This window comes from Gracilimonas amylolytica, from assembly GCF_002911695.1.
GTDB lineage: Bacteria > Bacteroidota > Rhodothermia > Balneolales > Balneolaceae > Gracilimonas > Gracilimonas amylolytica.
Genome location: NZ_PQBS01000040.1, coordinates 328,803 through 342,597 on the forward strand (window position 1 = coordinate 328,803; position 13,795 = coordinate 342,597).

Here is a 13,795-nt window from a genome sequence, read left to right on the forward strand (position 1 = left end):
ATCAATTCAGAATCTTCTTTATCCATTTTAATTTTCCTTTGTATGGAGCATACCGAAAGGGGATATCCAGCCATGTTGGCTTTCGCATGATACTCTTGGTGTGCGAAAAGGTATCAAAACTTGATTTGCCATGATATACACCCATACCACTGTTACCAACCCCTCCAAACGGCAGGTATCGATTTCCCAGATGTGCCACCACATCGTTCACGGCTCCTCCTCCAAATGAACATTCCTTTAGAACAAGCCTTTCTGTAGTGGAATTTTCGGTGAATAGGTATAGTGCCAGTGGCTTTGGTTTAGCATTTACGAGATGAATGGCATCTGCTATACTGTTGAATTCCATGACCGGCAGAATGGGACCAAAGATCTCCTCTTCCATCACCCGGCTTTCACGTTTTACGCTGCTAAGAATGGTTGGCTCCAGATAGCATTCATCGGCGTCAAACCGTCCACCTGAATACACCTCACCATCTTCCAGATAGGAACACAGCCTTTCAAAATGATCACCATTGATGATCCTTGCATAATTCGGGCTTAGCTTCGGGTTCACGCCGTAAAAACCCTTTACAGCGTTCTTAAGCTCCTGCAAGAACTCATCTTTCACACTGCTGTGAACTAACACATAATCGGGGGCCACGCAGGTTTGTCCCGCGTTTAAAAACTTACCCCAGGCAATTCGTTTAGCGGCTGTTTTGATCTTTGCTGTGCCGTCAACAATACAGGGACTTTTCCCACCCAACTCAAGAGTAACAGGAGTGAGGTGTTTGGAAGCAGCTTCCATCACGATCTTCCCAACCCGGGTGCTGCCGGTAAAGAATATATAGTCGAAATCCTGATCCAGCAGATCCTTATTGACTTCCACACCTCCTTCAACCATCGTGACAAATTCTTCCTTGAACCAGGCATCTATGATCTTTTTTAGAACTGAGGAAGTATTCGAGGATAATTCAGAGGGTTTGATAACTACGGTATTTCCAGCCGCTATGGCTCCCACCATGGGCAGCAAAGCCAACTGAATGGGGTAGTTCCAGGGAGCAATGATCAGTACAGCTCCATAGGGCTCAGCCACCGTATAGTTTGAGGATGGGAAATTGATCAGTGTACCGGACACCCGTTTGGGTTTTATCCAATTTCTTAATTTTCGAATAGTGTAGGAGATCTCATCATGAAGGATGCCAAGTTCAGTGGCATAGGTTTCCATCTCCGGCTTCTTGAAATCTTTGTAAACCGCAGAAACCAATTCCTCTTCATGTTCAACCAGGATCTTTTTTAGAGTCTCAAGCTGATGTATCCTGAACGAGAGTGGCCTTGTAGCGCCGGACCTGAAGTAAGTTCTGTGCTTTTCAAGCAATTCCTTTGCACTCATATATGATCCGATCCTCTGCCCTTAAACGTATCCATAGAACGATAAACCCCAATCAATTTTCCGGCTACAAAATTATAAGCTTTTGCCGGTAAGATCCCCTTTATGAAGGGAGTCAGTTTTACCATGAATGGCTCCCTGAGTCTGTCTTTATTCTTTTCTACAGCACTAAGGATCTTATCGGTGATCTTATCCGGATCCAGTAGCGGCATTAAGAAAGGGGCTGTTACTCCTTCAAACATTCCGGTATTGATATAGCTGGGCATCACCGTCAACACCTTAACTGGATACCCGTTCTTTTCCATCTCAAGATTGAGGGATTCTGACCAACCGACAGCAGCCCACTTACTGCCTGCATAAACTGTCATACCGGGATTGGGAGTTAGTCCTGCAGCTGAAGCAATATTGATAATATGTCCGAATCCATTTTCTATCATAGCCGGCAAAAAGGCTTTTGCCATATACATCAAACCCAGGCTATTTACATCCATCGTTTTTTTAATGCTTTCCATGGAGTGCTCGGTAAATTCTTTTCCCGCTACAATTCCGGCATTATTGAAGAGCATATCAACCCTGCCATGTTCCTTTAGGGTTTTTTCTGCTGCTTTTAGAACACCGGCATGATCACTGACATCGATCAACTCAGTAAAAACTTTATATCCCCTGGATATAAGCTGATCAGACACCGCTTTCATAGCCTCTTTATTCACATCCCAAATTATTAATTTTTCTGCACCTTGGCTAAGTGCTTTTTGCCCCATCATTAACCCAATTCCACTGACACCACCGGTTATTAAAACTATTTTATTTTCAAAAGAAGACATATAAAAAACTTATATTTAGGATTGGAAAATAAACAATTTCTGAACGCGAATTTTTCGGTTACATAAGGTGTTCAGGGTAATCAAAAATCAGGCAATAAGTCCACAAATTATACAAATGAAAAAAATATTAACACTATTCACCCTCGCAATTCTGGCAGTATCCTGTCAGCAGGCTCCCAAACAAGCAACCCTTGAATGGGAAGAGGCAGCACCACTGCCTATTGAAATTTCCAACAATGCCATCGCTTCTGCAACAGTTGATGGCGTTCCTTATATCTATTCATTTTCCGGATTGGAAAAAGGTAAAACATACAGCGATGTGAGTGATTTCGCAGCACGCTATAATGCCAATGAAAATATCTGGGAAGAGATTCCCGGCGTACCTGATAAGATCGGAAGACTTGGAAGCACAGCCGAAACCGTGAACGGCAACATTTACATTTTTGGCGGTTATACGGTTGATGAAGACAGTGCCGAGGCTTCTACCTCCGAAGTATTTAAATACAATCCTGTAGCAAATTCTTATGAACGGGTGGCTGATATGCTGCTCCCGGTTGAAGATGCTGTATCACTGGTTTATCAGGATCGTTACATTTACCTCGTAAGTGGCTGGAACTACACCAACAACGTATCCAATGTGCAGGTTTATGACACTGAAACTAACTCCTGGGAACATGCCACTCCTTACCCGGGACCTCCCGTATTTGGCCATGCCGGCGGAATGGTAGGCAACACCATGGTACTTTCTGATGGCGTTCAGGCAATCGTGGATGATGGCGAGCGATTATTTAAAATGTCACCGGGTAGCATTAAAGGTGAGATCGATGCGGAAGACCATACAACCATAAACTGGTCACGCATTCCAACACATCCCGGAGAAGCCCGCTACCGCATGGCAGCTATGGGCGTAAGCTCTCCCGTTGAAATGATCGTATTTGTAGGAGGAACATCCAACCCTTACAACTACAACGGAATTGGATACAATTTACGTCCTGCCAACCCACAAACCGAAGTGTTCGGATATCGACTTGATACTCAGGAATGGGTCATCTTGGGTGCGCAGCCAACACCAACTATGGATCACCGGGGCATGGGTAAAGCCAATGGTGAATACTATATCATAGGTGGAATGACTGAAGGTCAGTCTGTAACCGATAAGGTTCAGAAATTTTCCATTGAGCTTTCTTCGGCTAACTGATCTTTCCCTATCTTAGAAATTCACACTGAATTTAAGCGAAAGACCTACCCGTCTTTCGCTTTTTTTATTTTGTACATTATCTTCACAGAGATACCAAGAACTCAAACTTACTTTCATCCCATGAAATCTACTCCTCTATTCGTCATTTTGATCACTTTATTGGCTTTTGGCTGTTCAAACGCCCCTGAACAAAAAGCAGCCAATTCCATTAACAAAGATTCTTTGTTAAGACATGTTGAAACACTGTCTTCAGATGAATTCTTAGGCCGTTCTACCGGAACCGAGGGGGAGCAGATGACCGTAGATTACCTGGTCAATGAGTTTGAAAAAATGGGTGCCACACCGGGAGCCGAAAACGGGAGCTTTGTGCAGGAATTCCCGCTGTTGGGTCAGCAGACCTCAAACGTTCAAATGTCTGTTTCTACCAATGGAAGAACGCCGTTCAGTGTGGAATACTTTGACGAATTCATGGCCTGGCCTGCAAATCAGTCTGAGGAAATTGATGTACAAAATGCAGAGCTGGTATTTGTGGGATACGGTATACAGGCCCCTGAAGAAAACTGGGACGATTTTAAAGGAGTGGATGTAGAAGGCAAGATCATTGTTGTGAAAAACAATGACCCTGAGCATGACCCCGAGCTCTTTGACGGGGAGACCCGCCTCTACTACGGCCGCTACGATTACAAATACGAAAAAGCCAAAGAGATGGGAGCTTTGGGCGCCATTATCATTCATACCAATGAAACAGCCGGATACGGCTGGAATGTGGTTTCAAATGGCTGGAGCCGTGAACGATTTTATTTAAAGGGTGAGGGTAATGCCTCTTCATCACCCACCAAATTTAACGGTTGGATGACCTATCAGGCTTCGCAGTTATTATTTGAAGAAGCCGGACTGAATCTCAATGAACTTATGGAAGCTGCCAACAGTACCGATTTCGAGCCGGTTTCGCTGAATGGTGTTCGAATGAATGTAAGCATGGAAGCTGATTATCGCGAGATCATGGGTAAAAACGTGATCGCAGAGATCAAAGGAAGTGATGAAGAGCTTAATGATGAGTACCTGGTACTGACAGCACACCACGATCACCTTGGCATCACCGCGCCTATAGAAGCGGATTCTATCAACAACGGGGCTTCCGACAATGCCGCCGGAGTGAGCGCACTGCTCGAAATGATGGAGGCTTACAAGTCCATTCAAACCGAGATCAAGCGAAGTGTTCTGGCGGTTGTGGTCGGAGCTGAAGAAGTGGGACTGTTAGGTTCTCAGTACTGGGCCGAAAACCCAACCGTTGAGCCGGGCAAAGTGACTGCCAATATCAATCTTGATGGCATGAACGTATATGGGCAAACCAAGGATGTGGTTATTGTAGGTCATGGCCGCTCTTCATTTAGTGACCTGTTGGTTGAAGAAGCTCAAAAACAAGGGCGAACCGTTAAACCTGACCAACACCCCGACCGCGGATACTTTTACCGGTCCGACCATTTTAACCTCGCAAAAATTGGGATCCCTGCCATCTTCCCGAATCCGGGACGTGAGTTTATAGGCAAACCGGATAACTATCTGGCTACCGTTGACAGCCTGTCGGATGCCAACTACCACACCGTTAATGATGAGATCAATGAATACTGGGACTTAGCCGGGGCAGAAGTTGACACCCGTCTGTTCTTCCTGACCGGCTTCAGGGCCCTGAATGCCGAAGATCTTCAGACCTGGAGATCCGGTGACGAATTTGAAGCCACCAGACTGCGAATGCTTGAGCGAATTGAGTGATCGGTGGTAATTACAGTGCAGTTTGTTATATTGTAAACGCCTGTAAAGATACAGGTTAATACTCTACTTAACAGCACACCTTTAAATACCATCACGTTATTGTCTCTGATATGCTAACACATTCTTACTGGAAGTGGAATATTCAGGAAGAACAATTTGTACTTGGTTCATCATTTTGGGAAAGCCTTTCAGAAAGGTATCCTGAGCATTTTTTCAATGCAGATAAAGCCAAAAGTCTGTTTACCAACACGGATCTGGATCGGGTCAAGGAACTCCTTCATAAGGCTATGCATAGGTCGGATACTCCCGTTTTTTCTGCATCATCCAATCATCAGCTGACTGATCCGGTTCGCAGCTTTTCCCTTCACTGGACCGGCGAAGTATTTGGTTCATCGTCAGCGTCAGAATACTATGCCATTGGTGAGGTTAGGTCATTATCCCGGGGCAAAGAGTCATCCCTGCAGATGCCTAATAATCCTGAGTTCTATCAACAATTGATGGACAGCCTGCCGGATAGTGTGTTCTTCAAGGACCTGGAAAGTCGGTTCATTGCCATTAACAAAGCCTGTGCCGATAAGTTTGGTATCGATGACCCCTCTGAGGCCATTGGTAAAACAGATTTCGATTTCTTTAATCTGTCCCATGCACAGCAAGCTTTTGAAGATGAGCAGTCGATCATAAAAACAGGCAAACCCATCATTCATAAAACGGAGAAGGAGGTTTACCTGAATGAAGATATGCGAACCACATGGACCTCAACCAGTAAGCTTCCGCTTTATAACAGTGACGGTATCATCATCGGCACCTACGGGGTTTCAACCGAAATTACCGATCAGAAAAGGGCTCAAAAACAAAATGAACGGCTGAGAAATCAGCTTGTTGCGGTTTTTGACACCGACCCAAATATGCTTTTTGTTAAAGATGAAGATGGCAAATATGTGATCGTCAATAAGGCCAAAGCAGATTTTCATAACCTCCCGAAAACTGAGATCATTGGAAAAACTGATTTTGACCTTCCGGATGTAAGTGAGGAAACCGCTGAATCGTTTTCCAAAACAGACCGTTATGTCATTGATCAAAAAGAGTCTGTTTTCATTCCTGAAGATTCTGAGGTTGATGAATTTGGGAATACAACGTGGTATCAAGCCATCAAGGTACCATTTCAACTTGTAGAAACCGGGCAACTGGCTGCCCTGACCATTGTTATGGATATCACAGAACAGAAGGAGCGAGAACTTGAGCTCAATAAAACTCTCGATATCATCAGTCAACAGAATCAGCGGTTGACGAATTTTACCCATATTGTATCACACAATCTCAGAAATCATGCCGGTAGCATTTCCATGATCCTTGAGCTCATTTCACTCGATGATTCCGAAGAGGAGAGGTCCGACAATTTGAAACAGCTTAAGATCGCATCCGACCGGCTTAACGAAACCATTCAGGATCTGAACGAGATCATTGATCAACAGTACAAAGATCAAAAAGTAGAAAGAGATGTTAATCTCAAACAGTTTACTGAAAAAGTCCTGCAGGTTCTTACTACCGAAATTCGTGCTAATCAGGCTACCTTCAATGTTGATATTCCTGAAGACCTTAACTTAGAATACAATCCGGCCTACCTGGAAAGCATTCTTCATAATCTGTTCTCCAATGCCATAAAATACAGGCACCCTGACAGAACTCCTCAGGTTAAGGTCAAGGCCCATCGAAAAGATGAACATATCCATCTCATCGTAAAGGATAACGGCCTGGGAATCGACCTGGATAAACATGGCAAACAACTCTTTGGCATGTACAAAACCTTTCACGGAAATGACAACTCGAAAGGCATCGGTCTTTACATCACCAAAAATCAGATAGAAAGTATGGGTGGGGAGATCAACGCGAAAAGCACTCCGGGTGGAGGAACTACCTTTAACATTCGCCTCAATTGATCCTATCCATTCAAACGTTTTTTTCGTCTTTTACTCATAATTAATGACAACTGATATTCACCTGCCTTTTTGAACTTCACTGCGGCAGAATGGGTTATAGGTACTGAACCCAAAAGCAATAAATGCGATGAATATTGATATCTGGTCGGATGTGGCCTGTCCATTTTGCTACATAGGTAAAGCACATTTTGAAAAGGCATTGAAGGAGTTACCCGATTCCCTGCAGGTTAACGTAACGTGGAAAAGCTTTGAACTTGATCCTAATGCCCCCAAAGAACCCACAGCCGATATCTATGACACCCTTGCCACCAAATATGGCAAGGATCGGAACTGGGCCATTCAGATGAACAAAAACATGACACAGAAGGCCGAGCAAGCAGGGCTCAAATTTAACATGGATGACGTAAAACCCGTCAACACGTTCAACGCTCACCGGGTCATTCATTTAGCTAAAAACAAAGGACTTCAACATGAAATGAAGGAGCGTTTACTTAAAGCTTACTTCACAGAAGGAGTTAACGTTGCTGATCCTGATGAGTTAGCCCGATTAGGTTATGATGTAGGTTTGAATAGGGACGAAATCCTAACCGCACTGAATGAAAAACAATATACCGAGGAAGTTGTGCAGGATATTGAACAGGCTCACAAGATCGGAGTTCAGGGCGTTCCCTTCTTTTTGATCAACAATAAATATGGCCTATCTGGAGCCCAACCGGTAGATGTTTTTGTGAACGCTCTGACAAAAATTGAACAGGAGTCATAAGTACATTTAACAACATTTAAGTCCCCTTTTTTGGGTTTAATGATATTTTGAAATAGATTTTCAACTTAACCTCAACAACCAACTGACACATTATGCGAAATCTTATTTTTGCGTTATTGATCACATCTCTTTTTGCCGCCTGCAGTTCGCAGGGCAGTAACGAGAGTTATTTTGTTACTAAACTGGGCGATGACACCCTTGCTGTTGAACAATTCCTGAAGACAGAATCAGGCATGGCCGCAACGGTGATTCTGCGAAGCCCCGAAACCCGATTTTCAAAATATTCCCTTGAACTGGATGAAGCCGGTGGGATCTCCCAAATGCAACGAACCGACTATCCTCCTGCTGTTGGATTTTCAGGGGAAGGTGCTCTTACCCAATCTATCGTCAGGCAAGGCGACAGCCTGAGTGTTGAAATATTTGGTGAAAATGAAACCCGCTCTTACATGGCTCCTTACGAAGAAGGGGTGCTGCCTTTTATAGATATGGTTCACTGGCCATTTGAGCTCGCTTTTAATTCAGCTGTTGCTGCCGGTCAGGACACCGTGAATCAACCGTTACTCAGTGGCAACAGAATTTCCAATTTCATCATCGCTGATATTGAAGGGGATTCCATGACTATCCGGCACCCTTTCCGTGGAGTCATGGGAGTGAATGTGGATACTGAAGGAAATATTAAGCACCTGGATGCCGGACTTACCACTCGTAAACTTAAGGTCAACCGGGTTGATGCCGTTGATATGAATGCCCTTGCAACCCGTTACGCCCAAAACCCCATTGGGGAACTATCCGGAGCCGTAAGTGCAGAATATTCCATTGGCGATGCCAATTTCCGAGTGGACTACGGTTCACCTCAAAAACGAGGCCGTGAATTATTCGGCGGCATTGTTCCCTATGGTGAACTCTGGAGAACCGGAGCTAACCGTGCTACACATTTTTATACTTCGGAAGATATTAAGATCGGTGATCTTGACATCCCGGCCGGAGAATACACGATCTTTACCATACCGGAAGAAGATGGAGGCACAATGATCATCAACAGCGAAACCGGACAAAATGGAAACTCCTATGATGAAGAACAGGACTTTGGTCGAGTGCCGATGCAGGTTGAACAAACCGATAATATGACGGAAGCCTTCACCATTACGGTTGAAGAAACGGATGATGGCGGAAGATTAAACCTTATCTGGGGTAATACCGTGTATTACGTCAACTTATCGATGAACTAAACCGATCAGATATTTACAGATAAAGGCGCTTAACGGCGCCTTTTTTATTTTCGGTTCATAAATGTGTCAACACGGGAGATATGCTGTTCATCAACCCAAAGTTCTGAAAAAGGCTCTATTTCAGCTTCTAATGCTTCCTTACGGTTAAGCGATAACCGCTCTGCCCCAGCCTTGATGGTTTTTATGAATGTCCGGTCGTTTTTGGTAAGCTTTTCGACCCAACTCAAAACTTCGTCTTCAGTATCTTCACCCGGCAACACCTGTTCTATCAATCCATGCTCTAACACATTCTTTGCATCGGTGATCACGGATTTACCCAACCATTCGAGGGCTTTGGATCGCCCTACTTTTTCAATAAGCCGGGTTAGCCCTCCCCAACCGGGAACCAGATAAAATCTTCCCTGAGTAAAACCAAATTTTGCTGAAGGAACTGCAAGGCGGAAGTCAAAAGCCAGCATCAGCTCTATGCCCCCACCGTAGGCATCACCATTAACACAAGCTGCCGTCCAGCAGGGAAGCTGCTCGATCCTTAACAACAAATTTTGCATGCGCCGGGATTTGGCAACCGCATCTTCTTTTGATTTTATAGAATGGAATTTCTTTAGGTCACCCCCCGAGACAAATGACTCCGACCCCTCTCCACTGAGAATAAAGACCCGGATCTCATTATTCACTTCAAGCTCTCCGACCAAACCCTCAAGCTCATGCATCACATCAAAGTCGATAGCATTCCGGGCTTCCGGCCGGTTGATCTTAGCCCATAAAATATGTTCAGAGATGTGTGTTTTGGTCAGAACAGGTGTTTCCAATGATCTAAAGCTTGAAGGGTTGTTTGGAGTTATTTTCCAGCCAGTCCAGGTATTCCTCATTCCCTTCATCTTCAGTAATAGTGAGAGAGATCACGCAGGGTACTTCATAGCTGTGCATTTCCTTGATCATCCTTGTCACTTTTCGGACACGGGAGTAATGGGTTTTTACGATGAGGATACACTCAGCATCTTCCTGGATCTCACCTTCCCATTTATAGATGGAGTTCATTCCATCTATAATATTCACGCAGGCAGCCAAATTTTCCTCAACCAATGTACGGCCGATCTTTCGGGCTTCTTTCTTGTCGGATGTGGTAACGTAAAGCAAGCGGAGATTTCTATACATAATAATCTAAAATTCCAACATTCGAATCCCAAATTCCACTTCTTTTTTCCCGAAAACACATGCCACTCACATCTACTTTATTCACAATTAGTTTGAATTCAGAATATGAAAGTCTTATCTTTGCAAGCTCTGAATTTTGCGAGAGTGGCGGAATTGGTAGACGCGCTAGATTTAGGATCTAGTATCTTAACCGATGTGGGGGTTCGAGTCCCCCCTCTCGTACTTCCTTCCTAATTTTAATTGAAATCCTGTTCATTTACTGAATAAAATAAATAAAGCGGAGATCACGTGGATATTTCTGTAGAAGAGCTCACATCTGTCGATAAAGAAGTAACCCTGAAAGCAAAAAGAGAAGACCTTCAGGAAGATTTCGACAAAGCCTATAAAAAGTACAAAGCCCAAATTCAGCTGCCCGGTTTTCGTCCCGGTAAAGTCCCAATGGGGATGATCAAAAAGCGTTTTGGCAACGAGATCGAACAAGAAGAGATCAGTAACATTGTTCAGAAGATCTTTGAGAAAGAAGTGGTACCTGAGTACGAACCTATCGGGGAAACTGAGATGCTGGACTTCTCCTGGGAAAACGATGAGCTTGAAGTGAAATTCAAGATCGGTTCCAAGCCTGAGATCGAGATCTCGGATCTTTCCAAGATCAAAGTGAACAAAATGGTTCACGATGTTTCAGACGACGAGGTTGCTGAAGAAATTGAGCGTACCCTTGAGCGTGAAGGAAACTGGGAAGATGTAGAAGAAGCCGCCACCGACGACTCCAAGGTCATAGTTGATGTTCAGACCCTTGATGCAGACGGAAATCCCGTTGAAGGCGATATGGATGAAGGTCAGGAGATCGACTTGCGTCAGGATGGGGCAGAAGATTTCAGAAAAGAACTCTCCGGCAAAAAACCCGGTGATGTTGTTGAAATGGAGCTGGGAGGGGGAGACGAAAAAGATCGGTTCCGCGTAACCATTAAGAAAGTTCAAAAGCTGAACAAGGCTGAGCTCAACGATGAGCTGATCGAGAGCCAGAGTAACGGTGAAGCGGAAGATGAAGAGCAGTTCAAGAGCTATATCAAAAGCCGTATGCAGGAATACTACGATCAGACTGCAGAGGACCTTTTCAAGAATGATGTGGCCGATGCACTTGTTGAGGCACATGAATTCGAAGTTCCTGAAACCTTTGTGGCTCAGATCCAGGGTTCCTATGTTGACCAGCTGAAACAACAGCAAGGCGGTCAGCTTCCGGAGCACTTTGATGCGGAACAGTACAAAGCCGGCATGAAAGACCGTGCCGTTCGTGAAGCCAAATGGTCATTCATCAGTCAAAAACTGCAAGAAACATTTGAAGATATCGAAATAAAACCCGAAGATATCGACGAGCATTTAGCTATGGAAGCAGCCCGTTATGGCATGCCTGCCGATCAGCTGAAGCAATATTATGCACAGCAGCCGCAAATGCTTGAGCAACTGCGCAGCAGTATTCGGGAAAACAAAGTATTTGATATCTTGCAGGACAAGGTGAAGATCAACGAAATGGGCAAAGACGAATATCGCGAGCAGCAGGAAAAGAAAGACAAGAAGAATAAATAACCTATACAGGACAACATGATTACCAAGCAACCGCTTTTTGAAGACCCGAATTTAGATTCTGTTCAACCTATTCAGAACAACCTCGTACCGATGGTCGTTGAGACCACGAGTCGCGGAGAACGGGCTTATGACATCTACTCCAGATTGCTCAAGGATCGCATTGTGATCCTCGGTACTCCGGTGAATGATGCGGTTGCTAGTTCAATCACAGCTCAGCTGCTTTTCCTTGAAAGTGAGGATCCTGAAAAAGACATTCAGTTTTATATAAACAGTCCGGGTGGGGTCGTTTCTGCCGGTTTGGCTATTTATGACACCATGCAGCACATCAAGTGTGATGTTGCGACTACCTGCATGGGAATGGCTGCCAGTATGGGTGCCGTTCTTTTAACAGCCGGAACCAAAGGTAAGCGAAGTGTATTGCCACATGCCCGCGTGATGATCCACCAGCCATTAGGCGGCACACAAGGTCAGGCGAGTGATATTGAGATCGAAGCAAGAGAGATCATTCGTGTTAAAAAAGAACTGAGCCAGATCCTGGCAGACCACAGTGGCCAAACTGTAGAGCAGATCATGAAAGATTCTGACCGTAACAATTGGATGACCGCACAGGAAGCCGTTGATTATGGGTTGGTTGACAATCTGATCTCCAAGACCAGCAAAAATTCAAAATAACCGGCATTTTCATTAAATTTAGCTTGTTATGAGCGATAAAGAGAAAAACAGCGATATTGTACACTGTTCATTTTGCAGTCGCTCCAGCCTGGAAGTGAACAGCATGGTAGCCGGTCCCGGGGTTTATATTTGTGACCGCTGCGTGGAAGATGCGTCAAGCATCATTGAAAGTGACTTAGCCTCATTGGCCCGCCGAAGAGAAAAGAGCTACAAACCGATGCTCAAACCCGTCGAGATCAAGAATAAACTCGACGATTATGTGATCGGGCAGGAAATGGCCAAGAAAACCCTGTCTGTAGCCGTCTACAATCACTATAAGAGAATTTCCGGTGAAAACTCTGAGATCGATGATACTCAGATCGAGAAATCAAACATCATGCTACTGGGTCCTACCGGTAGTGGTAAAACCCTGCTTGCCCGTACGCTTGCACGGATCATTGATGTACCCTTCACCATTGCCGATGCCACGGTACTGACCGAAGCCGGATATGTGGGTGAAGATGTTGAAAGTATTTTAAGTAACCTCCTTCAGGCCGCCGATTACGATGTAGAGCGTGCCAAGCGTGGTATCGTATATATCGATGAGGTGGACAAAGTTGCCCGCAAGAGTGATAACCCCTCCATCACCCGCGATGTAAGCGGAGAGGGCGTTCAGCAGGCTTTACTGAAGATCCTGGAGGGAACCGTCGCCAACATTCCGCCTAAAGGTGGACGTAAACATCCGGAACAGAGTTTTATTCAACTTGATACGGCTAACATCCTGTTTATTTGCGGTGGAGCATTTTCCGGCCTTGAAAACATCATTGCCAAACGCCTTTCCACCAGCGTAATGGGTTTCCATACCAGCGAGCAGGTTAAATTCGACAAAGAAGATCCTGAGATATTCACTCACGTTGAGCCTGAAGACCTTCAGCATTATGGATTGATCCCTGAACTGATCGGTCGACTGCCGGTTATTGCGGGACTACACGAGCTTTCGGATGTAGCCATGCTTGATATCCTCACCACTCCAAAAAATGCATTGGTGAAACAATATACCAAGCTTTTTAAGATGGAAGACGTGGAACTCGAATTTGAGGAAGAAGCCCTTAAAGCGATTGTAAAACGGGCCAAAGCTCGCAAAACAGGGGCACGTGGGTTGAGATCTATCATGGAGGCTTCCATGCTTGATATCATGTTCACCCTGCCATCGATGAACAATATCTCTAAATGTGTGATCACAAAAGAGACCATTGAAAAGCAGGCACCTCCTGTGTACGAAAAACAAAAAGCATCCGCTTAAATCAAATCTATT

12 protein-coding genes and 1 tRNA gene are annotated in these 13,795 nt (G+C 44.7%); 9 read left to right on the forward strand and 4 right to left on the reverse strand.

What is annotated here, in order from left to right; all coding sequences use genetic code 11:
• Position 1: 1 nt before the first annotated feature.
• Both C3B73_RS13640 and C3B73_RS13645 read right to left on the reverse strand, forming a co-directional pair.
• Entirely contained in the window at positions 2-1,369 is a 1,368-nt protein-coding gene (locus C3B73_RS13640; RefSeq protein WP_103666153.1) for an aldehyde dehydrogenase, read from the reverse strand.
• Complete coding sequence (locus tag C3B73_RS13645) at positions 1,366-2,190, reverse strand: SDR family oxidoreductase (protein WP_103666154.1); 825 nt, start codon at positions 2,188-2,190, stop codon at positions 1,366-1,368. The genes C3B73_RS13640 and C3B73_RS13645 overlap by 4 nt, the downstream gene beginning before the upstream one ends.
• Before the next feature lie 115 nt (positions 2,191-2,305).
• Here C3B73_RS13645 and C3B73_RS13650 point away from each other — a divergent pair, with 115 nt between their 5' ends.
• The 5 genes from C3B73_RS13650 (at position 2,306) to C3B73_RS13670 (ending at position 9,090) form a co-directional block, all read left to right on the forward strand.
• Positions 2,306-3,388, forward strand: coding sequence for a Kelch repeat-containing protein (locus C3B73_RS13650; protein ID WP_103666155.1), 1,083 nt, complete (start codon positions 2,306-2,308; stop codon positions 3,386-3,388).
• A gap of 120 nt (positions 3,389-3,508) precedes the next feature.
• Positions 3,509-5,161: a M28 family peptidase gene (locus C3B73_RS13655; RefSeq protein ID WP_103666156.1), complete on the forward strand. Its 1,653-nt coding sequence runs from the start codon at positions 3,509-3,511 to the stop codon at positions 5,159-5,161.
• Between the two features lie 110 nt (positions 5,162-5,271).
• Entirely contained in the window at positions 5,272-7,098 is a 1,827-nt protein-coding gene (locus C3B73_RS13660) for a PAS domain-containing sensor histidine kinase (protein ID WP_103666157.1), read from the forward strand.
• A gap of 127 nt (positions 7,099-7,225) precedes the next feature.
• On the forward strand, positions 7,226-7,861 hold the full coding sequence (locus tag C3B73_RS13665; RefSeq protein ID WP_103666158.1) for a DsbA family oxidoreductase: 636 nt from the start codon (positions 7,226-7,228) through the stop codon (positions 7,859-7,861).
• A 92-nt stretch (positions 7,862-7,953) separates the two neighbouring features.
• Positions 7,954-9,090, forward strand: a complete 1,137-nt coding sequence (locus C3B73_RS13670; RefSeq protein ID WP_103666159.1) for a DUF2911 domain-containing protein — start codon at positions 7,954-7,956, stop codon at positions 9,088-9,090.
• Positions 9,091-9,134: 44 nt separating this feature from the next.
• Here the strand turns inward: C3B73_RS13670 and C3B73_RS13675 are convergent, their stop codons facing one another.
• Together C3B73_RS13675 and cutA are read right to left on the reverse strand one after the other, a co-directional pair.
• On the reverse strand, positions 9,135-9,899 hold the full coding sequence (locus tag C3B73_RS13675; protein ID WP_232803235.1) for an enoyl-CoA hydratase/isomerase family protein: 765 nt from the start codon (positions 9,897-9,899) through the stop codon (positions 9,135-9,137).
• A gap of 4 nt (positions 9,900-9,903) precedes the next feature.
• On the reverse strand, positions 9,904-10,245 hold the full coding sequence (cutA, locus tag C3B73_RS13680) for a divalent-cation tolerance protein CutA (RefSeq protein ID WP_232803237.1): 342 nt from the start codon (positions 10,243-10,245) through the stop codon (positions 9,904-9,906).
• A gap of 138 nt (positions 10,246-10,383) precedes the next feature.
• On the opposite strand from cutA, the gene C3B73_RS13685 reads away from it, so the two are divergent.
• The 4 genes from C3B73_RS13685 to clpX all read left to right on the forward strand — a co-directional run bounded on the left by C3B73_RS13685 (position 10,384) and on the right by clpX (position 13,783).
• Positions 10,384-10,467 (forward strand) — tRNA-Leu (locus C3B73_RS13685).
• A gap of 66 nt (positions 10,468-10,533) precedes the next feature.
• Entirely contained in the window at positions 10,534-11,829 is a 1,296-nt protein-coding gene (gene tig, locus C3B73_RS13690; protein ID WP_103666162.1) for a trigger factor, read from the forward strand.
• Between the two features lie 15 nt (positions 11,830-11,844).
• The gene (gene clpP / locus C3B73_RS13695) at positions 11,845-12,501 is read left to right on the forward strand and encodes an ATP-dependent Clp endopeptidase proteolytic subunit ClpP (RefSeq protein WP_103666163.1); all 657 of its coding nucleotides are present in this window, start codon (positions 11,845-11,847) and stop codon (positions 12,499-12,501) included.
• A gap of 28 nt (positions 12,502-12,529) precedes the next feature.
• Positions 12,530-13,783, forward strand: a complete 1,254-nt coding sequence (clpX, locus tag C3B73_RS13700; protein ID WP_103666164.1) for an ATP-dependent Clp protease ATP-binding subunit ClpX — start codon at positions 12,530-12,532, stop codon at positions 13,781-13,783.
• Positions 13,784-13,795: the final 12 nt, after the last annotated feature.